Source organism: Duganella sp. AC917, assembly GCF_979258245.1.
The window spans coordinates 1011745-1035594 of the sequence record NZ_OZ409848.1; the positions used below are offsets into that span (position 1 = coordinate 1011745).

Below are 23850 nucleotides of genomic sequence, written 5' to 3' on the forward strand. Positions count from 1 at the left end.
GCCGCGCCATTCAAAGAAAACGCAGGAGACTGATTCATGACCAAGCGTATGCTCATCATGGTAGGGTGTGTGATCCTACTGATCGCCGTACTGGCATTCGGAAAGTACCTTCAGATTCAAAAACTTATTGCCAGCGCGCCCAAGCCGGGCGCGCAAGTGGTCACCGCCGTCAAGGTGGGGGCGGTCGAATGGCAGCCGCAACTCACCGCCGTCGGCACGCTGGTGCCGGTGCGCGGCGTCGACGTGACGACCGAAATCGCCGGCCTGGTACGCAAGGTCAATTTCAAATCCGGCGACGAGGTCAAGGCCGGCCAGGTGCTGTTCGAGATGAACGCCGAATCCGACATCGCCCAGCTGCGCTCCCTGCAGGCGTCGGCCGACCTGGCGGAGACGGTGCTCAAGCGCGACAAGCTGCAGCTGGCGGCGCAGGCCATTAGCCAGGCGCAGGTCGACAACGACGAGGCGGAGCTCAAGAGCCGCAGGGCGCTGGTGGCGCAGCAGCAGGCGCAGGTCGACAAGAAAACCATCCGCGCGCCGTTCGCCGGCAAGCTGGGTATCAGCGCCGTCAATCCGGGCCAGTATCTGAATCCCGGCGACGTGCTGGTGACCTTGCAGACCATCGATACGGTGTATGTCGATTTCTTCGTGCCGCAAAAGCAGATCGCCGGCCTGTCGATCGGGCAGAAAATGAACCTGACCAGCGATGCCTGGCCCGGTGTGGCGTTTCCCGCCAAGGTGACGGCCATCAGCCCGAAAGTGGATGCGGCCACGCGCAACGTGCAGGTGCAGGCGACGGTCGCCAACGCCAAGCGGCAGCTGTTGCCGGGCATGTTTGCCAATGTCAGCCTGGATCAGGGCGAGCTGAAAAAATACCTGACCCTGCCGCAGACCGCCATCACCTACAACCCTTACGGTTCGACCGTGTTCGTGCTGGCGCCGGCCAAGGCGGAGCAGGACAAGCAGCCGGCGAAAGACGAGAAGGGTAATCCGCAGCTGGTGGCGCAGGAGGTGTTCGTCACCACCGGACCCACGCGCGGCGACCAGGTGGCCGTCCTCACCGGCATCAAGGAGGGCCAGACCATCGTCACCAGCGGCCAGTTGAAACTGAAGAGCGGTACGCCGGCCGTGATCAACAACACGGTGCAGCCAGCCAACAGCCCGAATCCGACACCGCAGGAACAATGAGGACGGACGCGCCATGAACTTTACCGACATCTTCATCAAACGCCCGGTGCTGGCGAGCGTTATCAGCCTGCTGATCGTGGTGCTGGGCCTGCGCTCGCTGTTCAGCCTTCCGATCAACCAGTATCCGAAGACGCAAAACGCCGTGGTGACGATTTCGACCACCTACTACGGCGCCGATGCGGCCACCGTTGCCGGCTTCATCACGCAGCCGCTGGAATCGGCGATCGCGCAGGCGCAGGGCATCGATTACCTGTCATCGTCGAGCAACAGCGGTGTGTCGACCATGACCGCCACCTTGCTGCTCAATTACGACTCCAACCGCGCGCTGACCGAGATCACCACGCAGGTCAATTCCGTGCGCAACCAGCTGCCGCAACAGGCGCAGCAACCGGTGCTGACGGTGCAGATGGGCCAGACCACGGATGCGATGTACCTGGGCTTTTACAGCGACACGCTGCCGACCAATAACGTCACCGACTTCCTGGCGCGCGTGGTCAAGCCCAAGCTCGATTCGATCCAGGGCGTGCAGACGGCCGAGCTGCTGGGCGCGCGCCAGTTCGCGCTACGCGCCTGGCTCGACGCCGGAAAAATGGCGGCGCACGGCGTGACGGCGGCGGAGGTCAGCGCGGCGCTGGCAGCCAACAACTACCTGTCCGGCCTGGGCTCGACCAAGGGCCAGATGGTCAGCGTGCCGCTGACCGCCGGCACCGACCTGCACACGGTGGAGGAGTTCAAGGCGCTGGCGGTCAAGCAGAGCGGCGGCGCCATCGTGCGGCTGGAGGATGTCGCCAACGTCACGCTGGGATCGGAAAACTACGACTTCAATGTCGCCTTCAGCGGCGTGCGTTCGGTGTTCGTCGGGATCAAGGTCGCGCCGGACGCCAATATCCTGGACGTGGCCAACCGCGTGCGCGACGCCTTCCCGGCGATCCGGGACCAGCTACCCACGGGCCTGACCGGGGAGATCGTCTACGATTCGACGGCGTTCATCAACACCTCCATCCACGAGGTGGTCATGACCCTGGTGGAGGCGCTGGTAATCGTCACGGTGGTGATCTACCTGTTCTTGGGCAGCCTGCGGGCCGTGATCGTGCCGATGATCGCCATGCCGCTGTCGCTGATCGGCACCTTCTTCATGATGCTGATGCTGGGCTACTCGATCAATCTATTGACCCTGCTGGCCATCGTGCTGGCGATCGGCCTGGTGGTGGACGACGCCATTATCGTGGTGGAAAACGTCGACCGTCATATGAAGGCCGGCCTGACGCCGTTCGACGCCGCCATCCTGGCCGCGCGCGAACTCGGTGGGCCGATCCTGGCGATGACGGTGGTGCTGATCGCCGTGTACCTGCCGATCGGCTTCCAGGGCGGCTTGACGGGCGCGCTGTTCACCGAGTTCGCCTTCACGCTGGCCGGGGCGGTGGCGGTATCAGGCATCGTCGCGCTGACGCTGTCGCCGATGATGTGCGCCTACGTGTTTGACCCGAAACAGGACCAGGGCAGGTTCGTCAAGGCCATCGACCGCGTGTTCGAGAGGGTCCATAACGGCTACCTGCGGCTGCTTCACAGCTTGCTCGACACCTGGCTGGTGCTGATCGTGTTGGGCGTGATCGTCAGCGCGCTGCTGGCGGTGATGTTCAAGATGTCGCAATCGGAGTTGGCGCCGGAGGAGGACCAGGGCATCGTGCTGTCGCAGGTGGTCGGCGCACCCACCGCCACGTCGGAGCAGATGCAGGCCTACGCCAAGCAGATCTTCGACATCGCCAGGTCCTTGCCCGAGTACGACCAGATGTTCCAGATCACCGGCGTGCCGACCACCAATGCCGGCATCGGCGGTGTGTTGTTCAAGCCGTGGGACCAGCGCGGGCGCTCGGCCGCCGAGATCCAGAAGGAACTGCAGCAGAAATGGTCGAACGTGGCCGGCGGGCGGGTGGCGGCGTTCCAGTTCCCGGCGTTGCCCGGTAGTTCCGGCTTGCCGGTGCAATTCGTTATCACCACCACCGAGCCGTTCGAAAACCTGAACAATGTCGCGCATGCGGTGCTGGACAAGGCCAACAAGGAGGGCAAATTCTACTTCGCCGACGTCGACCTGAAAATCGACTCGCCGCAGGCCAGGGTGGAGGTCGACCGGGACAAGCTCAGTACCCTGGGTTTGACGCAGCAGGACTTCGGCAACGCCATGGCGGCGGCGCTGGGCGGCGGCTACGTCAACTACTTCTCGATCTCGGGCCGGTCGTACAAGGTGATACCGCAGGTGCGCCAGGTCGACCGTCTCAATCCGTCGGACGTGCTCAATTTTTACATCAAAACGCCCAACGGCGGCATGATCCCGGCCAGCACGGTGGCCAGTATCAAATATAGCGTTCAGCCGGAATCGGTGACCCGCTTCCAGCAGCTCAATTCGGCCACCATCTCCGGCGTCAGCGGCGCTTCTCAGGGCGAGATCCTCGAGTACCTGCGCGATGCGGTGCGCGAGGTCGCGCCGTCCGGCTACTCGATCGATTATTCCGGCTCCTCGCGCCAGTTCATGACCGAGTCCGGCGGCTTCGTCATGACCATGGCGTTCGCCGTGGTCATCGTGTTCCTGGCGCTGGCGGCGCAATTCGAGAGCTTCCGCGATCCGATCGTGATCCTGTTTTCGGTGCCGATGGCGCTGTTCGGCGCGATGGCGTTTATCTTCCTCGGCTTCGCCTCGATCAATATTTATACGCAGGTTGGGCTGGTGACGTTGATGGGACTCATCTCCAGGCATGGTATCCTGATCGTCGAAGTGGCGAACCATCTGCGAGCGGCCGGACACAGCAAGCGAGAAGCGATCGAGGAAGCCGCCGCCACCCGCCTGCGGCCGGTGCTGATGACCACCGCAGCCATGGTGTTCGGTGTGTTGCCGCTGGTGATAGCGTCCGGCGCGGGCGCGGCCGGACGGCACGCGATGGGACTGGTGATTTTCACCGGGCTGTCGATCGGAACGCTGTTTACGTTGTTCGTTGTGCCGGCTGTGTATATGCTGCTGGCGGGGGAACACAAGGCCGTGGCGCCTGCGGCAGAGCGGCCGGCGCCGCCGGGCACGGATGTGTCGCGGCAGGCGCCGGTGTCATAAAAATAGAAAGAAGTTAAGAGACGACTGACCACCTTTATGCCTGAATTAGAAAAGATGTTTGGCGGCCGGCTGGCCTGGGTGTCGGCCCGCCGCAAACGCAGCAAGGAAGAAGTCATCCTCTTGTTGATGTGCTCATTGAGCATACCTAGCATCCTGCCGTTCGGTATCTACCGGCTGTTGCAGCGTAACTGGATCTCCGCCATCGTCGATCTTGCCTTGGTGGCGGCCATGCTGGCGGTGACCGTCCATGTCTGGCGCACCGGCCGATACAAGGCCGCCAGCCTGGGCGTGACGCTGTTTTATTCGGCCGGCATGCTGGCCACCATCCACCTGCGCGGCCTGTCGCTGGTGTACTGGGTCTATCCGACCATGATCGCGGCATATTTCATGCTGCGTCCCGTCGTCGCGCTGGCGATCAACAGCGTATCGATGCTGGTGCTGGTGGCGATCCTGACGCGCGAGCTGGCGCTGCTTAACCTGTTCACGGTGGTGGTGACTATCTCGCTGGTCAATCTGTTCGCCTATATCTTCTCGTATCGCACCGGCTTGCAAAACCAGGAATTGCACACGGAGGTCGAGCGCGACTTCCTGACAGGCGTGGGTAACCGCCGCGCGCTGGACGGCAAGCTGGAAGCCTACGCCGCCGAACGCAGGCCGCATCCGGGATCGTGCCTGCTGCTGCTCGACCTCGACCACTTCAAGCAGGTCAACGACCGGCACGGCCACGCGGCCGGCGACAAGGTGCTGATACGATTGTGCGAATTGATGCGCAACCATACCCGCTCGTCCGATCAGATCTTCCGCTATGGCGGCGAGGAATTCGCCATCATCGCCACCGGCGCGGGCCTGGGCGCCGCCAGCCGGCTGGCCGAGGGCTTGCGCGCGGCGGTGGCCGAGGAGCCGCTGATGGACGGGCATCCGATCACCGTGTCGATCGGGGTGGCGGGCATGGACAAATCCACTACGCCGGAAGAATGGCTGAAGCGCGCCGATAAAATGCTATACGCGGCCAAGCAGTCCGGCCGCAACGCGGTTCGGGTGGACAACCCGGCGGCTCCGATGGAGAATGCGGAACGCGTTTAACGACGGAGGCGGCATGCGGGGCACGATCATGGCTGGGCTGATGGTATTGCAGGCTGCGGGCAGTGCGGCGCACGCGCAGCAGGCGCCGCAGCCCGAGCCGCCCATGCCCGCGGCGTTGGAGGCGGTATCCGGCGCTGAACCTGTCGGCTTGACCGATGCGGTCATCAGGAAAGCCGTGCGCGAAACCGTCGCCGAAGATAAGGATGCGGCACAGGGCAGCCCGGGCATCAACCGCAACGCTGGCGCGCTGAGCGCGGGCAAGACCGAAACCATTATGAGCGCCGCGTTCGACGAGGCCAAGGTGCCCGATTGCCTGCACGGCGACGCGCTTAAAAATCAGCCCGCAAGGATAGGCTTTATCGGCTTCGTTGGTCCGTACGCGATACCGTGGGTGATCGCGGCGGCGGTGCGCGGCAAGTGCTTGTGACGTACTACTTCACCGCGTCCGGCTCGAGCGCCTCGATGACCGCCGCCAGCAGGGCTTGCGGCTGATAGTGCAGCCGCTCCGGCGTCAGTCCCAAGCGCACCAGCACCAGTCCTTTCGACGGAACGATGGCGATGGCCTGGCCATCGTGGCCCAGCATCCAGTAAGTGTCCGCCGGAAGCTTGAACGGCAGGTCGGGATTTTGTCCCGCCGGCGTGGCGCCTTGCGGTCCCTGACGCCATACCTGGCCCTGGCCGTATCTCCCGCCCGACGCCGATGCCGGCTGCCGCATGGCGTCCACGAAGCCGGCCGGCAGCAGACGTTTGCCCTGCCAGACGCCGTCCTGCAACAGGAACTGGCCGAAACGCGCCCAATCATGGGTGCTAGCGAACATATAGCTTGAGCCAACCAGGTTGCCGCGCGCGTCAGCTTCGATCATTGCGCTGCTCATGCCCAAGGGCGAAAACAGCCGGTCGTGCGGCAGCGACAGCACGGCCACCGAGGTCGGACCGTTTTTGTCGGGAAGCGCGCCGGCAGCCTCCACGCGGCCAACGCCGATTTGCCCACTGGTGACCGGGGCTGCATCGGCGCCGGCGTTGGCGCCCGCCGCCGCGCGCTGCCAGATGCGAGACAGCAGCAGCGCCGTGCCGCTCGAATCGTTCCACACCGTGCCCGCCGGCTGCATCAGCGGCTGGGCGGCGGCGTAGGCCGCCATGTCCGGCTGCAGGTAAAGCATGCGTGTGAGGTCGGAGACGCCGCCATGGGTCTCGTCGAACTGCAGGCCGCTGCTCATCGCCATGAGTTGCGACAGCGCGATCTGCGAGCGCGCGTCAGCGCCGGCCGGCCAGAAGCCGCTCTGTTGCGGCGACAGTTTACCCTCGGCGATCTGCATGCCCACCAGGGCGGCGTTGACGGTTTTGGTCAGGGACCAGCCCTGCAGCGGCGTGCGCAGCGCGAAGCCGTCGCCGTAACGCTGCGCGACCAGCCGGCCGTTGTGGATCACGGCGATGCCGCGCATTCCGGGCCCGGACAGCGCGTCCTGGTTCACCAGCGCCTGCACCGCCGGCGCGGTTTCCGCCATCGACCCGGTCGGCCACGGCACGCTGGGCGACGGCGACCAGATCTTGATCGGCACAAAATTATAGAACGACGCGTGCGCCACATCGCCGTCGGGGACCACGGCGCAACCGGTGCCGGGACGGTAGACGGCGAGGCCGCCGCCGATCACGCCGAAAAAATCCGCGCGCACCACCTTGCGCTGCTGGTCGATTCGTACTTCCAGATGTTCGAGCAGCGGATCGCCAGGCGCCTGGACATCGCGCGCCAGCACGCCGGCGCTGTCACGGCCGGCGACAAAGACGTTGGAGCAGACGGTTTTGGCGGCATAGGCGGCGCCGATGCGCAGCAGCTCGGGCGGATTGGCGATCAGCACCCATGCGGCGGCAGCCAGGATGATTCCGATCGCGCCGATGGCAAGCAGCAATCGGAGCCAAAGTCGGGAGAATGCGCGAGACGCCATCTACACCCTTGCCGTCAAGGTCCGGCGAGCGGTGTATCGATCACAATGATCACGGTGATCAGAAATAGGGCAGGACATGTCATCTTCCGCGAAAGGCTTCGTTTCGATTATGCCTACATCGATTGTGTAATACAACCGGCACACACGCATGACCGCGCATTGTGCGGGCGGTGGAAAAAACGGAGGCCGGCGCCGGTGTTGCATCCGGCGCCGGCGCTCATGGTCAGAAGCTGGTCGACAGGCCCGCGTACAGCGTGCGGCGCGCGCCATATTGCGGCGCGCCGACGCCGACGCCGGAGCCGTCGCGCAGCAGGTAGGAGCGGTCGAACAGGTTGATCACCGCCAGCCGTCCCTCGATATTGCCGACGGGGGTGTTCTTCCAGTCGTGGGTCAGCGACAGGTTGGCCGTGACGTAGCCGGGCAGCGCGCTCGAATTCGGTGCCCCGCCGTCCGGCGTCATGCGCAAGCCGCTGCCGTACAGGAAGTCGCCGCTGACTTGCGAGTCGCCGAAGTGGTAATGCGCGCCGCCGGAGACGGTGTAGGTCTGGTCATGGTCGACGAAGATATAGTGGTTCGAGATGTACGCCAGTTCGTCGGGCGCGAACAGCGACTGCCCGGAGGTGATGTTCTGCCCCTTGGCCTTCTGCGTGGTCAGGTTCAGGAAGCCGCCCCAGTCCTTCTGGCTGTAGACGGCCGACAGCTCCAGGCCCTTGGCGTAGCCGCGATCGTAGTTAAACGGCGACAGGATCAGCGCCTGGCCGAACTGGCCCTCGTCGAGCATATTGCGGATCTTCTTGTAATAGGTATCCGCCGTCACCGTCAACTGCTCGCTGAACTTGTGGCTCAGGCCCACGTCGTAGTAGTTGGTCCGTTCGGCCTTGACGTTGTCCGACACCGCCACCTCCGGCGCGTTGGACGTCCCGGCGTACTTGTCGATACTGGCCTGCGCCGCCAGTTCCTGCGGCGGTGGCGTGAAATAGCGCGAATAGCCGGCGTGCAGCGAGGTGTCCTTGTCCAGCTGGTAGGCCAGGTTTGCGCGCGGGCTCCATTGGTGCTCGTTGATGAAGGCCGATACCTTGTCGTAGCGCAGGCCGTAGTTCAGGGTGAGCGGCGCGCTGATATGCCATTCATCCTGCAGGTAGATGCTCGACAGCTTGCCGGTCTGGCTGCTGTTATCGACGATGGTGCGCGGATCGGCGCTGGCCTGCGTGCCGTCGGCGTTCATGTCGAACACGGATACGCTGTTGTCGCTGTGGGTGTTCTGGCGCGAATACGCCAGGCCGGTGCGCACGGTGTGTGCGTCGTTCAGTTTATAGCTGGCGTCGAACTGCGCGCCGCTGGAGGAGTTCGAGCGCAAGGTGTTCGAGCCCACGCCGTTGTAGACCAAATCGCCCACCGGGTCCGGCGTGTAATGCAGCTCGGAGTACTGGTGGAAGGCCGAGACCTGATAATTCAGGTCGCCCAGGCTTTTTTGCAGCGACAGCACCAGGAAGCGGTTGACCTCCCGTTGGCGTTCGTCGAGCTGCGACGACGGCAGGGTGCTGGTGCCGGCGGCGGCGTCGCTTTGGCCGGTGAGTGAAAACGCCGGCGCCTGGTCCGGATTGTTCGGGATCTGGAAGCGGCCGTTATAAGTGCCGAACATCAGGCCCAAACGCGTCTGGTCGTCGAGGAACCACGACAGGCTGCCGAACGACTTGGCCTGCCTGGTTTTGTTGTGAATGGCGTCGCGGGTCGGCAGCGGGTTTTCGATGCCCATGCTGTTGGAGACGTAGCTGCCCGACAGGTAGTAGTTGAACGCGCCCTGGGTGCCGAAGAATTCCGCGCTTGGAGCCACGTAGTCGTTGCTGCCCACCAGCACGCCGACACGTCCGCCGGATTTGACCGTGCCTTCCTTGGTCTGGATATCGACGATGCCGGCGGTGCGCAACCCGAATTGCGCCGGCAGAGCGCCGGTGATGAAATCGGTCTGCTGCACGAAGCGGGTGTCGATCGACTGGCCGAAACCGGTGATACTTTCGGGTAGCTGCACGCCGTTGACGCGGTACTGCACGTTGGCGTGGTCGTCGCGTACGTGGATCGAGCCGGACGCCTTGGAATCCTGGGATACGCCGGGAAGGCGCAACAGCACTTCGTTGAACGGCGTGTTGTCGCCTTGGCCCAGCTGGTCGATCATGTGGCGGTCGATCGAATAGACGGTGGTGCCGACGTTGGGCGACAGGTCGATGCGCGCGCTTTTCAGGTGGGCGACGATGTCCACCTGCTGCATCGGTGCGGCGCTGGCGTCGGCGGTGGCGGCACCGGCGTCCTGCGCGTGGGAATGGGAGGCGTAGAAGGCGGCGGCCAGCAGCAGTGGCAGGGTGCGGAGTTGTGGGGTGCGTTGCATGTTCAATCCTTGAATGTTCAGGCGCGTGCGGCCAGCGGCCCGCAGAAATTTATCGTGCAGGCGCGCGGACGCGTAAAGTCGCGCAAAGTCGCGTAATAAGCGTTACAGGTGACGCGGTAAAGTCAGATCAGGAGAGAACAGCGAAAGGCGGGGCGTGCGAAGGAGGAGTGAGGTACGCGGCGCCGGCGATCCAGGCCTGGCGCGGCAGCGCGGTGACGGCGTAGCTGACCAGGGACGCCACCGGAACCACCGCAGCCGGCGGTGGCGGCGCGCCGAACGGCATGTCGGTGATTTCACATGCCGCGCAATCGCTTTTGTGGTCGTCGGTGTAGGCGTGGGTGTGCGACACCGCGCCGATCAGCTGCAGCGCCAGGAACACCAGCACGAACAGCATCACCACGCGCTGGTAGCGCGTGTTGCGATGTTGTGTTGCCGGTGAAAGGTTCATTGCGTGCATAGCCACGATTTTACAGGGGTTATGCGAAAACCGACAACGCCTATTCGCGTTGCCTGCCGATTGCCCAGGTTAATGCTGGCTATGGATGCTGTCGCCGACCAGTCCCCGGCGCGTGGCCAGCACCACCGCGTGGGTGCGTGCCGTTGCGCCAAGCTTGTCGAAAAGGCCTTTGACGTGGGTCTTGACCGTGCCGACGCCGATTCCCAGTTCGCGGGCGATCGACTTGTTGCACTGGCCCTGGGCGAGCAGCTGCAGCACGTCGGTTTCGCGGCTGGTCAGGCCGATACGGGTAAAGCTGTCGGCCACGCAGCGGCTCAAGTCCGCGCTCAGGTAGCGCATGCCCCGGCTCAGCGAGCGCACCGCCGCCAGCAGCTGGTCGCCCGGGCTGTTTTGCAGCAGGTAGCCGTGCACGCCGGCCATCATCGCCGTGCGCACCTCCCATTCGCGGTCCAGCTGCGTGACGATCAACACTTTGGGCAGCTGGTCGACCTGGCCGTGCACGGCGTCGGCGCGGCGGCGCATGTGTTCCAGCGCGCCCTTGTGGTCGACGATGACGACATCGGCGTCGCAGTGCAGGGCGTCGTCGGCCGCCGGCGAGCTCCGGACCGAGATGTCGGCGCCGGCGCCGAGCAGGGCGGCCAGGCCGGCGCTGACGATGGCGTCCGCGTGCGCCACCAGCACATTGATTTTTTCGCCCTGATGGAGGATGGCGGCCGTCCCATTGCTACCTCCCACGGCCGTCTGCGGCCAGGTTTTGCTATCGAGTCGCATGTCGTTACTCCCAAATGAACGTCTGACTAAAATCGGTTGTGGTCCGCCGGACTGGCCGGCAGCACCAGCCGGCGCCTGCCAAAAAGCCGCGCGTCGGCGGCGTACGCGCCGGGCCCCAACAGCACCAGCGCCGCCGCGGTAAAGGCGCCGACGATGCACGGCGAAGCCTGCGACCATCCGGCCTGGCCGAGGCAAAACAACTGGCAAAGCGCGGCGACGGCGCCCGCCAATGGTGTCAGCATCCCCAGTACCAGCAGCACCGCCAGCAGGATCGACAACAAGACCGGCAGGCCCGCCGGCAGCATTGCCTGCCACCAGGGCGCCAGGTCGGTGAACAGCGTTTCCGCCAGCAGTTGCAACGCCACGGATAGCCGCAATAGCAGCAGGCCGACGCCGGCGCCGCCGCGCGGAAAACTGGTACTGAATCCACGCATGTCTGTCCGCCCTCGCTGGTTTGCATTTCTGGCAGCCAGCTTAAGCTTTTTCCAAGCTTTTGCCACGCCCCGATCCGGGGTGAATGCCCTACCTAGATCGGGGTATGTTCAAACCCCACCGCTTGTGACATTGTTCGGGCAACGTCACCGCCGTCCGCGCGTCCACTGGCACAAAGGCAGGGGCGCGGTGCGCGGTCCAGGGGGTACAGTTCCAGCTTTAAGGAGTCAGCCATGAAGATTTACATCGTCTCGATCGCCACCGGCCTGCTGGTCGGGATCATCTACGGATTTTTGAACGTGCGCTCGCCAGCGCCACCGGTCATCGCGCTGGTCGGCCTGCTGGGCATACTGCTCGGCGAACAGGTGCCGCCGCTGCTGCGCCAACTGTGGCAACCGCCGCAGCCGCAAGCCAAACAAGTGTCGTGGATCGAAGACCACGTCAAGCCGCATTGCTTCGGCCAGCTGCCGGGCGCGCAGGCCGACAATGAACAAAAAAGGAAAGCATGATGACCCAAGCCACCCACTCCGCCCAAACCGCCCACGCCGGTCCCGACCTGATTTTGCACCGGGGCCTGTTCACCACCCTGGACAGATCCAACCCGCACGCGGAAGCCGTGGCCATCAAGGATGGCCGCTTCACCCACGTCGGCCGCGCCAACGAGATCATGGCGCTGGCCGGTCCCGCCACCCGCGTCATTGATCTGCAGGGCAAGCGCGTGCTGCCAGGCCTGATCGACAACCACTGCCACATCATCCGTGGCGGCTTGAATTTCAACCTGGAGCTGCGCTGGGACGGCGTGCGCAGCCTGGCCGACGCGATGGAAATGCTCAAGGCGCAGGTGGCGATCACGCCGGCGCCGCAATGGGTACGCGTGGTGGGCGGCTTCACCGAACATCAATTCGCCGAGAAGCGTCTGCCGACCATCGCCGAATTGAACGCGGTGGCGCCGGACACGCCGGTGTTCATCCTGCACCTGTACGACCGCGCCTTGCTGAACGGCGCCGCGCTGCGCGCCGTCGGCTACGACAAAAACACCCCGGCGCCGCATGGTGGCGAGATCCTGCGCGACGCCGCCGGCAATCCGACCGGTCTGCTGCTGGCCAAACCGAATGCGGCCATCCTGTACCAGACCCTCGCCAAAGGGCCTAAGCTGCCGCTGGAGTACCAGGTCAACTCGACCCGCCACTTCATGCGCGAGCTCAATCGCCTGGGCGTGACCGGCGCCATCGACGCCGGCGGCGGTTTCCAGAACTACCCCGAGGATTACCAGGTGATCCAGCAACTGTCGGACGCCAAGCAGCTGACGATACGCCTGGCCTACAACCTGTTCACGCAAAAGCCGCAGCAGGAAAAGGAGGACTTCCTCAACTGGACGCAAAGCGTGACTTACCAGCAGGGCGACGACTACTTCCGCCACAATGGCGCCGGCGAGATGCTGACCTTCTCGGCGGCCGACTTCGAGGACTTCCGCCAGCCGCGTCCCGACATGCCGGACAATATGGAAGACGACCTGGAAGGCGTGGTGCGGGTGCTGGCGCAGAACCGCTGGCCGTGGCGCATGCACGCCACCTACGACGAAACCATCAGCCGCGCGCTGGACGTGTTCGAGAAGGTCAACCAGGATATTCCGCTGGCTGGCCTGAACTGGTTCTTCGACCACGCCGAGACCATCTCCGACCAATCGATTGACCGCATCGCCGCGCTGGGCGGCGGCGTCGCCGTGCAGCACCGCATGGCCTACCAGGGTGAATACTTCGTCGAGCGTTATGGACACGGCGCGGCCGAGGCTACGCCGCCGGTCAAGAAAATCCTGGAAGCGGGCGTGAAGGTCTCCGCCGGCACCGACGCCACCCGGGTCGCCTCGTACAACCCATGGGTGTCGCTGGCCTGGATGATCACCGGTAAAACCGTGGGCGGCATGCAGCTGTACCCGCGCGCCAATTGCCTGGACCGCGAAACGGCGCTGCGCATGTGGACCGAGAACACCACCTGGTTCTCGAACGAGGTAGGCAAAAAGGGCCGCATCGAAGTAGGGCAGCTGGCCGACCTGATTGTGCCGGACAAGGACTTCTACGCCTGCGCCGAAAGCGAGATCTCCGACATGAGCTCGCGCCTGACCATCGTCGGCGGCAAGATCGTCTACGCGGCCGGCGAGTTCGCCGCCTTCGACGAGGCGCCGCCGCCGGCCATGCCCGACTGGTCGCCGGTGCGCCGCTTCGGCGGTTACGCCGGCTGGGGTGAACAGATCGGCAACAACCGCGCCGCGCTCAAGGAACTGGAGCAGCGCAAGCGCCAGCAGGCGCAATTGCGCGAACAGCAGGCCGCCTGCGGCTGCGCCAAGCAGTGTAACGTGCACGGCCACCAGCATGGCACCGCGTGGGCCAGCAAACTGCCTGTCGCCGACCTGAAAAGCTTCTGGGGCGCGCTGGGCTGCGCCTGCTGGGCGGTGTGACGATGACGCCTTCACACGTCTTCCCACCGTTTTTGCGCGCGCCGTGGGTGCGCTGGTGCGGTTTGCTGCTGCTGTGCTCCGCGTATCTGCAGGGCGGCATCGACAAGCTGGCCGACTTTGGCGGCGCGGTCGCGGAAATGCAGCACTTCGGCGTGTCGCCGCCGGCGCCGATGGCCGCCGTGGTGATCGGCGGCGAGATCGGCGCCTCGCTGATGATACTGGCCGGCTTCTATCGCTGGCTGGGCGCGGGCTATCTGGCGGTGTTCACGCTCATGGCCACCTTCATGGCCAACCGCTTTTGGGAGGTCACCGGGCCGGCGCGCTTCATGGCCGAAAACGGCTTCTTCGAACATTTGGGCTTGACCGGCGCATTCGTGCTGGTGGCCTGGTACGATATTCAGAAAGGTAAGGATGGAACGCGGTGATATCAAACAGGGCGTCACGCTCGGCTTTTTAGCCGGCTACGTCGACACGCTGGGCTTTGTTGGCCTGTTCGGATTGTTCACGGCGCACGTGACGGGTAACTTCGTGCTGATCGGGCGCTCGGTGGTGGAGGCGGCGCCGGAGATCTTCCTCAAGCTGCTGGTGTTCCCGGTATTTATGCTGTTCGTGGCGATCGCGCGGCTGCTGATCCTGCACTGGCAGCGCGCGGGCGCCAAACAGCTGCGCAACAGCTTCCTGACGCAGCTGCTGTTGATGGTGGCGACCGTTGCCTGCGCCTGGGTGGCCGCGCCGATCGTCTCGGCCGACGCGCCGCTGAGCATGGCAACCGGCATGCTGTGCGCCGGCGCGATGGCGGTGCAAAATGCCTACGGCAAGCTGCTGCTGGGTAAATCGGCCGCCACGACCGTCATGACCGGTAACGTCACGCAGCTGGTGATCGATCTGGTCGATTCGGCGCGCGGCGATCCGGACGCGATGGGGCGTTGCAAAAAGCTGGTCTGGCCAGTGCTGGCATTCGCGTTGGGCTGCACGTGCGGCGCGTTGGCCTTTGTCGCGGTTGGTTTCAACGGCTTGCTGTTGCCGTGCGCGTTGTTGCTGTGGCTGGCGATCTCGGCGCAGGACTGATCAACTATCTCGCCGGTATATGGTCTACCGGCCTATAGTTTGTGCCGTCGTAGACGTCGCTTGTCAGGCGACCGTCTTGCTTCCTGATTCGCATGGTGATATTTGTGTATGGCGTCAGCTGCCAATTTGCTCGCATCATTTTTGGTCTTTATCATCGGGCCTCCAGGCAGTCATTTGCTTATTCCGGCCCGAAGCGAAGCGGCGTTAAATCGTAATAATGCCGCGCTTGAGGGCGATCGTCACGGCGTGGGTGCGGTCGTTGGCGGCCAGTTTGGCCAGCACGTTTTTCATGTGCGCCTTGACCGTTTCCTCGGAAATCGACAGGTGCTCGGCGATGCGGCGGTTCGAATTGCCGCCGGCGGCGTGATTGAGCACCTCCATCTCGCGCGGGCTCAGCGGCCCCTGGCCCATGTGCTGGGCCAGTTCCATGGCGATTTCCGGCGGAATGCGGCGCTGACCCATGTGGACGCCGCGTACGGTGTCGAGCAATTCGCGCCGCAGGGTGCTTTTCAGCAGAAAACCGCTGGCGCCGGCTTGCACCGCGCGCAGGATCTGGGCATCGCCCTTGTAGGTGGTCAACATGACGATGCGCGCGCTGCTATGCTCGCGGCGGATATGCTGCAGCGCGGTCACGCCGCACATTTCGGGCATCGCGATGTCCATGATGGTCACGTCCGGACGCAGCGCCTCGTAGCGCTCGACTGCCTCGCGGCCGTTGTTGGCCTCGCCGACCAGACGCATATCGTCCTGGCTTGAAATGGCCTCGCCGAGGCCGGCGCGCAGCATCGGGTGGTCATCGACCACCAGTACGGTGATGGGGCGGGGGGAGTTGTTCAGTTCCATGTCGTAGGGGATGCGATGTTCCAATAAACAGGAATTTATACTAGTTCGGGCGATTGCGCCTAAGCTTGCGGCTGTGGTGTGCAATGCAACACAAAGTATGCACTTTAGCAAAAAATGGCACAATAGCTCATCCGGCAAATGTCTTTTGCAGTTTCTGCAAAACGGCCGTTATAGGGGAATTTGGATGATCGATGCCTTGCATTGCCTGATCGCGGTGGTCGAGCACCGTAGTTTGTCGCGCGCGGCGGTGCAGCTGGAGATGGCCGTATCGTCCGTTTCGCGCAAACTCGACGCGCTGGAGGCGCAGCTGGGCGCCAGGCTGCTGGTGCGCAGCTCGCGTCACGTCGTGCTGACCGACGCCGGCGAGCGGTTCTTGCCGCGCGCCCGCAACATTCTGGCCGAACTGGCAGAGGGGCAGGCGGCCGTGCAGGAGACCGAGAGCGAGCCGCGCGGCCTGTTGACCGTCACCGCGCCAGCGGGTTTCGGCCGGTTGCATGTGGCGCCGGCCATCGCGACGTTCTTACGCCGCTATCCGAAGCTCGAAGTGGATTTGCATGTCAGCGACAGTGTGGTCGATCTGGCGTCGCGCCGGGTCGACGTGGCGGTGCGCGCGGGCGTGCTGCCGGATGGCGACTTGGTGGCGACTCGGCTGGCGCCGCAAAACCGCGTGGTCAGCGCCAGTCCCGGCTACCTGGCGCGGCATGGCTGGCCGGCCTCGCCGGAGGAGCTGCTCAATCACCAGTGCCTGTCGATGGTGGGCAAGTCGCCGCGCGCTTGGTGGCGTTTCGACGGCGTCAATCACAACCAGCCGCTGGACGTGAAAAGCGCGTTTCGCTGCGATGATGTCGACACCTTGATGCAGGCGGCGATCGCCGGCGCGGGGCTGGTGCATCTGGCCAACTGGATGGTCAGCGAGGCGATTGTGGCCGGCAAGCTGGTGCCGGTGTTCCCGATGGCGCCTTTGCGCCGCGATGCGTCGGCGGCCAGGCACGATCCGGCCGAATCGGCGGTGCATGCGGTGCACATGCCGGGTCGCTCCAACCAGGCCAAGTCGCACCTGTTAATTAATCATTTCCGTGAGTATTTCGGCGATCCGCCGTATTGGGATGTGGCGATGGAGGGGGCCGGGGCGGGCGAGCGCCGCGCCCCGGTTTAATGCTTTAACGGTTTAAAGGTTTGATGGGCTAACCCTGGCTTAATTCCACTCGTCGCCACCGCCGCCGCCGCCGGCATCGCCGCCGCCGGAATCATCCCAGCCGCCGCTGACGCCGAAGTCGGTGCCGCCCATGTCGTCGTTCTGGACGATGTTGCTGCGTGCCGGGTCGTCGTAGACGATGTCGTTGCGTCCCTGGTCGTTGGCCGCGTTGCCACCATTCTCATGGCCGCCGGTGAACTGTCGTGCAATCGCTTCGCCGGCCACCAGACCGGCGCCCAGCGCCGCGCCGGTCGCCAGGCCGCCCATGATGCGCGAGCCCATGCCGTTACCCTGCGGCTGCTGGCCATAGCCTGGACCATAACCCTGCTGCGGATAGCCGCCGCCCGGAGGATAGCCCGGTGGCGTAGCGCCCGGATTGAAGCCACCTTGATTGAATCCGCCGCCCGCGCCGCCTTGTTGCTGCTGGCGGCGCGACATGAAGCGCGAGGCAATGAAGATGAAGCCCACCAGCAGGCCGCCCATCAGCAAAACCGTGCCCCATGGGATGCCGCCGCCACCGCTGGAACCCGAGCCCGCGCTGGCGCCGTTGGCGTAGCCGCCGCTGTTATAGGCAGCTTTGTCGGCCGCCGGTTTGTGCTGCGTGTAGTTCTCTTTCGGCTTGGCGTCGCCGGAGGCAATCACCGCGCGCAGTTTGCTCACGGCGGTAGCGTCGATCTTCGGCAGGCCGGGTGACAGGCGCTCGGCGGTGTCCAGCGACTTTTGCGCGGCCGCGAATTTGCCTTGTTTCGCCAGCAGCTCGGCTTCGACAAAGTGGGCTTTGGCGCTGTTCGGATGCTCTTTGAGCACCTGGTCCATCAGCGCCTGCGCCTCGGTGAATTTACCGGCTTCGGCGGCGACGTAGACATCGTGTACGGTGGGAGCAGCCGCAAAGACCGGCGCCGCCAGCGCCATCGCGCCGGCCAGCAAAGTGATGCTTGCTAAGGATTTTGCCTTCATGGTCGATCTCCAGTTAGAACTACTCTAATAATGATGGCAGTTTAGGCCATTTTCAAGGGGACGGCGGTGCGCTGTGACACAGAGCGCAGATTGGCCTCTACAGTTGCGGCAATCATGTCGGCGGTGGCTGCCGACAAGGTCCAGCCCAGATGGCCGTGGCCGGTGTTGTAGAAAACGCAAGGCAGCTTGCCCCGACCGACGCGCGGCATCAGGTTCGGCATCATCGGCCGCAGTCCGGCCCACGGCGTGATATTGCGCGTGGAGACGCCGGGAAAGCGCTGCCGCACCCAGTCCACCAGCGGGGCGATGCGGTCGGCGCGGATGTCGCGGTTAAAGCCGTTGAATTCGGCCGTGCCGGCGACGCGGAAGCGGTCCTCGCCCAAGCGGCTGGTGACCAGTTTAGCCGCGTCGTCTTCCAGGCTGACGGTGGGCGCGGCGGCGCGGCTGGCGTCGTCGTCCAGGTGGACGGTGATGGAGTAGCCCTTGACCGGGTACACGTTGACGCGGTCGCCCAGCATGGCGGCCAGTTCGCGGCTGGCGGTGCCGGCGCAGATCACCACGCCGTCATAGACGCCGATGTCCGGCACGCCGTCCCGCAGCACGGTGACGCAGGCGCCCCGCGCGTCGGCGCTCAGGCCCACCACCTGCTGGCCGAAGCACAGGCGCACGCCGAGCCGCTGCGCAGCCTGCGCCAGCCCGGTGGTGAATTTGTGGATGTCGCCGGAGCTGTCGCTCTCGGTGTAGTGGCCGGCGTAGTAGTCGCCCGCCAGCGTCGGTTCGATCGCGCGCATCTCCGCAGGCGTGACGGTGCGCCGGTGCACGCCGCCCTGCGCCAGCAGCAGCGAGACATCCTCGCCATGTTCGAAGTCGGCGCGGTCACGGTAAATATGCAGGATGCCAGCGCGTTTGAGGTCGAAGTCAATGCGCTCTTCCTCGGCCCAGTTGAACAAATGTTCGCGCGCCGCCACCGCCAGTTTGGCGATCGCGATGGTGTTGTCGCGGTAGTCCGGCATGGCGGAGATGAACTCCGCCAGCCAGGACAGCTTGTGCCAGCTCGGTTTGGGGTTGAGCAGCAGCGGCGCGTCCTTGCGCAGCATCCACTTCAACCCTTTGGCCACCGTGGCGCTGTGGTTCCACACCTCGGCGTTGGAGGCCGACAGCTGGCCGCCGTTGGCGAACGAAGTTTCCATCGCCGGATAGCGGTGGCGCTCGAGCAGCGTCACGCGCAGGCCGCGCCTGGCCAGCGCGTAGGCGGTGGTGACACCGGTGATGCCGCCGCCGATGACTGCGATGGTCTTCATGGCGCGGTCCGGATCAGGCCTTTTTCAGACCCGCGATGTAACGGTCGATCACCGTCGGCAGCACCGTCAGCGGCACGCCGCAGCTCTGCACCAGCGCGTCGTTAAAGCCTGGCAGGTCGAACTTCGGCCCCAGCGCCGCCCTGGCGCGCTCGCGCTGGCGCAGGATCTCGTTGTGGCCCACCTTGTAGCCGCAGGCCTGGCCCGGCGAAACCGTGTAGCGGTCGATTTCGCTGGTCATGGCCTGCTCGCCGCGGCCGGTGCTCTCCACCAGGAAGCGGATCGCCTGTTCGCGCGTCCACTTCATCGCGTGCATGCCCGTATCGACCACCAGGCGGCAGGCGCGGAATTGCTGCGCCTGGAGATAGCCGATCTGGCTGAATGGATCGTTGACGTACAGGCCGAATTCGTCGACCAGCTGTTCCGCGTACAGCGCCCAGCCTTCGATGAAGGCGTTGAAGCCGATCAGCGAGGAGATCAGCGGCAGTTCGTCGTGGTGCTCGGCCAGGTAGGCGCCTTGCCATGCGTGGCCCGGCAGGCCTTCGTGCGCGGTCAGCGTGGCGATCTCGGATTTCGGCCACAAGGTGGTCGATTTCAGGTTGATGTAATAGATCGCCGGGCGCGAGCCGTCCAGCGCGGCGAAGTTCATGTAGCCGAGCGGCGCGCCCGATTCGATATCGACCGGTACGCGCCGCACTTCCAGCGGCGCTTTCAGGTTCATGTTCGAGATCTTCGGCATCAGCGCGCGCACCGCCTCGACCCTGTCGTTGCAATAGGCGATCAGCTCTTCGCGGCCCTTGTCGTTATCGGCGTAGAAGCGTTTCGGGTCTTTCGACAGCGACAGCAGGCGCGCGCCCACGGTGCCTTGCGTAATCCCTTGCGCCTTGAGGATGGCGTCGATGCGCGCCTGCAGCATCTTGTTCTGTTCCAGCCCGACCGCGTGAACCTCGCGCGGACTGAGGTTGGTGGAAGTACCCAGGTGCAGCGCCCACTCGTAATAGGCCGCGCCGTCCGGCAGGCGGTGTACGCCGGCGACATCGGTGGCCTTGGCGGTGGCGCGGGTGAAGGTGGCGATCTGGCGCTCCAGCGCCGGATAGACCTGGCTTTCCACCAGCGCCGTCACGCGCGCGTTCCAGTCGCCGGCGATGCCCAGCTTTTGCGTGCGCTCGGTCAGCGAGGTGACCAGCTTTTGCTGGGCGATCGCGGTTTTGCGGTAGTCCTGCAACTGGCCCAGCGCGGTGCGGGCGATGAAGTTCGGCGGCAAAATGCCGCGCCCGGCCTGATCGGCGATGCGGGCGCTTTCCTGATCCAGCATGCGCGCCATGCCGGTGACGCGGTCCAGATAGGCCTCGGCGTCTGCGGCGTCGGCGATCTGGTGCTGCGAGTGCAGGAATTCGGGGACGCGGGTCACCGCGCCGTCTTGCTGCGTGACGGGGAACGGCGCGGTGCCGCCATTGAAGCCGGCCGCAGCGCCGCCGAAGGAGAAGCGCAAGCCTTCCAGGCCTTCGTTGGCGGCGTAGCGAATGGTGTCGTAGCGCAGTTGGGCGTCGGCGCCCAGCCTGGCGCGGTCGATGGCCGACAGGCGTTTGAGCATCGATTTGACTTGGCCGGCCCAGGCGGCGTCGCCGGCGCGGCTGACGTTTTCCAGTTGCGACTTCAGACCGGCGCGCTCGCCCTTGTCCAGGCCCAGCGAGGTGGCACTGGTTGGCGACAGGCGCAGGATTTCCTCGGCAAAGCTGTCGATCAGCAGGGTGAAGCGGGCGTCGCCCGGCGCCGGGGTAGCGGCAGCGGCCGGCGTGACGGCTTGCGCCCGCGCCATACCCGGCAACAGGGGCAGGGCCCCAACAGCGGTTGCGGAAAGGGCGGACAGCAGCAGGTCGCGGCGGGTGAAATTCTGGGACTTGTTGCTCATGACATCCTTTTGTTGTGTATTGGTAATGCTGGCCAAGTTGCGGGCGTGAGTTTGAAACAACACGCATGGTCCGCAAGCCGGCGCGACGCTGACCATAGCGCGTCCGCCGGAAAATTGTCAATGAGTATTGTGTGCCCGTTAAGGCCGATTTAATACAGGGACGGCGATTGCGGCGGCGGTTTTGACAAGGAATCCGGCATCGGAGGTGGGGGCGCAGGCGACCGGGCGGGCGCTTCCGGATCTGCCGCGAATCCCGGCTGAAAGCGCAGCTGGAAGCGGTCGATCAGCTCGCGCATCACGTCCAGCTCCTGGCGCGGCAGCGCCAGCGCCACATGCATGTCCGGGCGGATCAGGTAGGCGGCGTCTTCCAGCAGGCCGGCCTCGGCTGCGGCTTCGCTCCAGGGCCAGGCGTGCAGCGGCAGGTGCAGCAGCTGCGCCGCCGTGGCGAGCAGCGGATCGGTATTGCCGTAGACGTGCAATTGCCAGTCCAGGCTGCGCAGCGGGGCGAAATTGTCGCCGCCGTCGGCTTGCGGCACCCAGGGCAGGCGGTCGCCGCCGATGATCTCGCCCGCGCGCCCGCCGCTGAGCAGGCTGTCCGGGTAATGGATCTGCACCTGCGACACTGTTTTGAACAAGGTGCGGCGCGCGGCGGTAAAGCCGGTCAGCACCGGGAACACGTGCGGCACCAGCCAGTTGCGCAACAATTGGCCGCCGGCGCCCTGCGACACCACCAGCTGGAAGGCGCGATCGGTGGTCGAGACCAGCTTGCGGGCGAAAGTGAGCCGTTCGGCCTGATAAGTATCGAGCAGTGCGCCGTGAGCGCCGGCCTGCAACACTTGCGCCAGCTTCCAGCTCAGGTTGACGGCGTCGCCGATGCCTGTATTCATGCCCTGTCCGCCGGCCGGGCTGTGGATGTGGGCCGCGTCGCCGGCCAGGAAGCAACGGCCGACGCGGAATTGCGACGCCACACGATGATGCACGCGATAAGTGGAGAACCAGTTGAGCTGTTCGACCTTGATGCCGAGCAAGGGCTCCAGTACCGGGCGCACGTCCTCGAAATCGGGCTCCGGCTGGCCCGGGGCCGGCTCCGGCATGATGCCGATCAGGCGCTGCATGCCGCGCGAACGCACCGGCAACATCAGCGCGAAGGTATTGGCGCCCAGATGGCCGACCAGGTCGACATTGGCCGGGCCGTCGGTTTTGACGTCGGCGACGTAGTACAAATGGTCGTAGGTGCCGCCGCCGAAACCGACCGCGAGCGACTCGCGCACGCGGCTGTGGGCGCCGTCGCAGCCGCACAGAAAGGCCGTGCTGCACGCGATGCGCTGGTCGCCGTGCACCAGCACCGAACGCACGCCCCATTCGTCCTGTGTGAACGATTCAAGTTCGGTGTTCCATTCCACCTCCACACCTTGCGCGCGCAATTGCTCGACCAAAAATTTTTCATGGTCGTCCTGCGGGAAGGCCAGCACGAAGGGGTAGGGGCTGATGCCGGCGCCGACATCCGCGAGCGGCAGCTGGGCGATGTCGTGGCCGTGCTCGCGCAGGTGGATGGCTTCGATGCGGATGCCCAGATCGACGACGGCATCGGCGAAGCCGAGCTGGCGATAGAATTCGAGCGTGCGCGCGTGCACCACCATGGCGCGGGAAGCTTGCCCCGGGCCGCTGTTTTTATCGATGATGCGCACGGCAACGCGCGCCCGCGCCAGCCGCAGGGCGAGTACCAGGCCGGTGGGGCCGGCGCCAACGATGAGAACTTGAGCAACCATCGACCCAGTCTACCTGCGCGTGCGAATGCGGCGCGCGCAATTGACGGTGGCGTGTTGGGTAAATTGGTATTATATTGGTCAATATTGTTATTCCTCGCCAACTCACTTGCGTTCTCTATGACCCATTCCGCTACCCGCCGTACCCTGTTGCTGGCGCTCGCTGCCACACCACTTGCCCGCGCCCACGCCGCCCCGTCCACGACCATGCCGCCGGATATGCGGCTGGTCCGGCTGGAGGCGGCCTCCGGCGGGCGGCTGGGCGTGGCGGCGCTGAACACGGCCGACGGACGCGAGCTGCTGCACCGCTCCGACGAGCGCTTTCCATTTTGCAGCACGTTCAAGATGATGTTGTCGGCGGCGGTGCTGGCGCGCGAGCCGTCGGTGCTGGAGCAGAATATCCGCTACGACAAGGCCGAGCTGGTGGCGCATTCGCCGATCACCGAAAAACATCTGGACGGGGGCATGAGCATCGAGGCGCTGTGCGCGGCCACCATCCAGTACAGCGACAACACGGCGGCTAATTTACTGATCCGCCACCTCGGCGGCCCGGAAGAGGTGACCGCCTACGCCCGTTCGATCGGCGACCGGCAGTTCCGTCTGGACCGCTGGGAAACCGCGCTCAACAGCGCAATCCCCGGCGATCCGCGCGACACCACCACGCCGGCCGCGATGATGGCGTCGCTGCACAAGCTGACCTTGGGCGAGGCGCTGCCGCCGGCCAAGCGCAAGATCATGACGGATTGGCTGATCGGCAACACGACCGGCGCCACCCGCATCCGCGCCGGCGTGCCGTCAAGCTGGCAGGTGGGCGACAAGACCGGCGCCGGCGACTATGGCACCGTCAACGACGTCGCCGTCCTGTGGCCGCCGGGCGGCAAAGCGCCCATCGTGCTGGCCGTTTACCTCACGCAACCGGGCAAGGATGACAAAATACGCCCCGAAATCCTCGGCCAGGCGGCGAAGATTGTCATCGATGCCTTCAAGGTCGGCTAAACTACG

General features: G+C 64.9%; 20 protein-coding genes. 10 read left to right on the forward strand and 10 right to left on the reverse strand.

The window, feature by feature from the left end:
• The first annotated feature begins 36 nt into the window (after nucleotides 1-36).
• From ACZ0BA_RS04525 to ACZ0BA_RS04540, 4 genes are read left to right on the forward strand one after another with little or no spacing between them, the layout of a single operon-like run.
• Nucleotides 37-1185, forward strand: coding sequence for an efflux RND transporter periplasmic adaptor subunit (locus ACZ0BA_RS04525; protein ID WP_463450140.1), 1149 nt, complete (start codon nucleotides 37-39; stop codon nucleotides 1183-1185).
• Nucleotides 1186-1198: 13 nt separating this feature from the next.
• Nucleotides 1199-4285 carry an efflux RND transporter permease subunit gene (locus ACZ0BA_RS04530; protein WP_463450141.1) on the forward strand — a complete coding sequence of 1029 codons (3087 nt, stop codon included), beginning with the start codon at nucleotides 1199-1201 and terminating at the stop codon, nucleotides 4283-4285.
• A gap of 36 nt (nucleotides 4286-4321) precedes the next feature.
• Nucleotides 4322-5368, forward strand: a complete 1047-nt coding sequence (locus tag ACZ0BA_RS04535; RefSeq protein ID WP_463450142.1) for a GGDEF domain-containing protein — start codon at nucleotides 4322-4324, stop codon at nucleotides 5366-5368.
• Between the two features lie 13 nt (nucleotides 5369-5381).
• On the forward strand, nucleotides 5382-5795 hold the full coding sequence (locus ACZ0BA_RS04540; protein WP_463450143.1) for a hypothetical protein: 414 nt from the start codon (nucleotides 5382-5384) through the stop codon (nucleotides 5793-5795).
• Between the two features lie 4 nt (nucleotides 5796-5799).
• Here ACZ0BA_RS04540 and ACZ0BA_RS04545 read toward each other — a convergent pair whose 3' ends face one another.
• The 5 genes from ACZ0BA_RS04545 to ACZ0BA_RS04565 all read right to left on the reverse strand — a co-directional run bounded on the left by ACZ0BA_RS04545 (nucleotide 5800) and on the right by ACZ0BA_RS04565 (nucleotide 11356).
• On the reverse strand, nucleotides 5800-7275 hold the full coding sequence (locus tag ACZ0BA_RS04545) for a serine hydrolase domain-containing protein (protein WP_463450144.1): 1476 nt from the start codon (nucleotides 7273-7275) through the stop codon (nucleotides 5800-5802).
• A gap of 259 nt (nucleotides 7276-7534) precedes the next feature.
• Entirely contained in the window at nucleotides 7535-9694 is a 2160-nt protein-coding gene (locus ACZ0BA_RS04550) for a TonB-dependent receptor (RefSeq protein WP_463450145.1), read from the reverse strand.
• A gap of 127 nt (nucleotides 9695-9821) precedes the next feature.
• Complete coding sequence (locus tag ACZ0BA_RS04555; RefSeq protein WP_463450146.1) at nucleotides 9822-10142, reverse strand: hypothetical protein; 321 nt, start codon at nucleotides 10140-10142, stop codon at nucleotides 9822-9824.
• A 78-nt stretch (nucleotides 10143-10220) separates the two neighbouring features.
• Nucleotides 10221-10922, reverse strand: a complete 702-nt coding sequence (locus tag ACZ0BA_RS04560; protein WP_463450147.1) for a response regulator transcription factor — start codon at nucleotides 10920-10922, stop codon at nucleotides 10221-10223.
• A 26-nt stretch (nucleotides 10923-10948) separates the two neighbouring features.
• Nucleotides 10949-11356, reverse strand: coding sequence for a hypothetical protein (locus ACZ0BA_RS04565; RefSeq protein ID WP_463450148.1), 408 nt, complete (start codon nucleotides 11354-11356; stop codon nucleotides 10949-10951).
• A 231-nt stretch (nucleotides 11357-11587) separates the two neighbouring features.
• Here ACZ0BA_RS04565 and ACZ0BA_RS04570 point away from each other — a divergent pair, with 231 nt between their 5' ends.
• From ACZ0BA_RS04570 to ACZ0BA_RS04585, 4 genes are read left to right on the forward strand one after another with little or no spacing between them, the layout of a single operon-like run.
• Nucleotides 11588-11863: a DUF1427 family protein gene (locus ACZ0BA_RS04570; RefSeq protein WP_463450149.1), complete on the forward strand. Its 276-nt coding sequence runs from the start codon at nucleotides 11588-11590 to the stop codon at nucleotides 11861-11863.
• Complete coding sequence (locus tag ACZ0BA_RS04575) at nucleotides 11863-13809, forward strand: amidohydrolase (RefSeq protein WP_463450150.1); 1947 nt, start codon at nucleotides 11863-11865, stop codon at nucleotides 13807-13809. The genes ACZ0BA_RS04570 and ACZ0BA_RS04575 overlap by 1 nt, the downstream gene beginning before the upstream one ends.
• 2 nt (nucleotides 13810-13811) lie before the next feature.
• Nucleotides 13812-14234 carry a DoxX family protein gene (locus ACZ0BA_RS04580; protein WP_463450151.1) on the forward strand — a complete coding sequence of 141 codons (423 nt, stop codon included), beginning with the start codon at nucleotides 13812-13814 and terminating at the stop codon, nucleotides 14232-14234.
• On the forward strand, nucleotides 14221-14877 hold the full coding sequence (locus ACZ0BA_RS04585) for a YoaK family protein (RefSeq protein WP_463450152.1): 657 nt from the start codon (nucleotides 14221-14223) through the stop codon (nucleotides 14875-14877). Before ACZ0BA_RS04580 ends, ACZ0BA_RS04585 begins: the two co-directional genes overlap by 14 nt.
• 204 nt (nucleotides 14878-15081) lie before the next feature.
• Here the strand turns inward: ACZ0BA_RS04585 and ACZ0BA_RS04590 are convergent, their stop codons facing one another.
• Entirely contained in the window at nucleotides 15082-15744 is a 663-nt protein-coding gene (locus ACZ0BA_RS04590; protein ID WP_463450153.1) for a response regulator, read from the reverse strand.
• A 160-nt stretch (nucleotides 15745-15904) separates the two neighbouring features.
• Between ACZ0BA_RS04590 and ACZ0BA_RS04595 the strand changes: the two genes are divergently transcribed.
• Complete coding sequence (locus ACZ0BA_RS04595; protein WP_463450154.1) at nucleotides 15905-16876, forward strand: LysR family transcriptional regulator; 972 nt, start codon at nucleotides 15905-15907, stop codon at nucleotides 16874-16876.
• A 39-nt stretch (nucleotides 16877-16915) separates the two neighbouring features.
• On the opposite strand, the gene ACZ0BA_RS04600 is transcribed toward ACZ0BA_RS04595, so the two are convergent.
• The 4 genes from ACZ0BA_RS04600 to ACZ0BA_RS04615 all read right to left on the reverse strand — a co-directional run bounded on the left by ACZ0BA_RS04600 (nucleotide 16916) and on the right by ACZ0BA_RS04615 (nucleotide 22851).
• Nucleotides 16916-17872: a tetratricopeptide repeat protein gene (locus ACZ0BA_RS04600; RefSeq protein ID WP_463450155.1), complete on the reverse strand. Its 957-nt coding sequence runs from the start codon at nucleotides 17870-17872 to the stop codon at nucleotides 16916-16918.
• Nucleotides 17873-17913: 41 nt separating this feature from the next.
• Complete coding sequence (locus ACZ0BA_RS04605) at nucleotides 17914-19173, reverse strand: D-amino acid dehydrogenase (protein ID WP_463450156.1); 1260 nt, start codon at nucleotides 19171-19173, stop codon at nucleotides 17914-17916.
• 13 nt (nucleotides 19174-19186) lie between these two features.
• The gene (locus ACZ0BA_RS04610; protein WP_463450157.1) at nucleotides 19187-21082 is read right to left on the reverse strand and encodes a DUF885 domain-containing protein; all 1896 of its coding nucleotides are present in this window, start codon (nucleotides 21080-21082) and stop codon (nucleotides 19187-19189) included.
• A gap of 149 nt (nucleotides 21083-21231) precedes the next feature.
• A complete protein-coding gene (locus ACZ0BA_RS04615) occupies nucleotides 21232-22851 on the reverse strand; it encodes an FAD-dependent monooxygenase (RefSeq protein ID WP_463450158.1) in 1620 nt (539 codons plus the stop codon).
• Nucleotides 22852-22968: 117 nt separating this feature from the next.
• On the opposite strand from ACZ0BA_RS04615, the gene bla reads away from it, so the two are divergent.
• The gene (bla, locus tag ACZ0BA_RS04620; protein WP_463450159.1) at nucleotides 22969-23844 is read left to right on the forward strand and encodes a class A beta-lactamase; all 876 of its coding nucleotides are present in this window, start codon (nucleotides 22969-22971) and stop codon (nucleotides 23842-23844) included.
• The last annotated feature ends 6 nt before the right edge of the window (nucleotides 23845-23850 follow it).

Coding starts and splice junctions, on each gene's coding strand:
- ACZ0BA_RS04565 (WP_463450148.1), bottom strand. CDS start 11,356: ATGCGTGGATTCAGTACCAGTTTTCCGCGCGGCGGCGCCGGCGTCGGC.
- ACZ0BA_RS04570 (WP_463450149.1), top strand. CDS start 11,588: ATGAAGATTTACATCGTCTCGATCGCCACCGGCCTGCTGGTCGGGATC.
- ACZ0BA_RS04550 (WP_463450145.1), bottom strand. CDS start 9,694: ATGCAACGCACCCCACAACTCCGCACCCTGCCACTGCTGCTGGCCGCC.
- ACZ0BA_RS04575 (WP_463450150.1), top strand. CDS start 11,863: ATGACCCAAGCCACCCACTCCGCCCAAACCGCCCACGCCGGTCCCGAC.
- ACZ0BA_RS04585 (WP_463450152.1), top strand. CDS start 14,221: ATGGAACGCGGTGATATCAAACAGGGCGTCACGCTCGGCTTTTTAGCC.
- ACZ0BA_RS04580 (WP_463450151.1), top strand. CDS start 13,812: ATGACGCCTTCACACGTCTTCCCACCGTTTTTGCGCGCGCCGTGGGTG.
- ACZ0BA_RS04555 (WP_463450146.1), bottom strand. CDS start 10,142: ATGAACCTTTCACCGGCAACACAACATCGCAACACGCGCTACCAGCGC.
- ACZ0BA_RS04595 (WP_463450154.1), top strand. CDS start 15,905: ATGATCGATGCCTTGCATTGCCTGATCGCGGTGGTCGAGCACCGTAGT.
- ACZ0BA_RS04615 (WP_463450158.1), bottom strand. CDS start 22,851: ATGGTTGCTCAAGTTCTCATCGTTGGCGCCGGCCCCACCGGCCTGGTA.
- ACZ0BA_RS04525 (WP_463450140.1), top strand. CDS start 37: ATGACCAAGCGTATGCTCATCATGGTAGGGTGTGTGATCCTACTGATC.
- ACZ0BA_RS04535 (WP_463450142.1), top strand. CDS start 4,322: ATGCCTGAATTAGAAAAGATGTTTGGCGGCCGGCTGGCCTGGGTGTCG.
- ACZ0BA_RS04605 (WP_463450156.1), bottom strand. CDS start 19,173: ATGAAGACCATCGCAGTCATCGGCGGCGGCATCACCGGTGTCACCACC.
- ACZ0BA_RS04610 (WP_463450157.1), bottom strand. CDS start 21,082: ATGAGCAACAAGTCCCAGAATTTCACCCGCCGCGACCTGCTGCTGTCC.
- ACZ0BA_RS04530 (WP_463450141.1), top strand. CDS start 1,199: ATGAACTTTACCGACATCTTCATCAAACGCCCGGTGCTGGCGAGCGTT.
- ACZ0BA_RS04600 (WP_463450155.1), bottom strand. CDS start 17,872: ATGAAGGCAAAATCCTTAGCAAGCATCACTTTGCTGGCCGGCGCGATG.
- ACZ0BA_RS04560 (WP_463450147.1), bottom strand. CDS start 10,922: ATGCGACTCGATAGCAAAACCTGGCCGCAGACGGCCGTGGGAGGTAGC.
- ACZ0BA_RS04540 (WP_463450143.1), top strand. CDS start 5,382: ATGCGGGGCACGATCATGGCTGGGCTGATGGTATTGCAGGCTGCGGGC.
- bla (WP_463450159.1), top strand. CDS start 22,969: ATGACCCATTCCGCTACCCGCCGTACCCTGTTGCTGGCGCTCGCTGCC.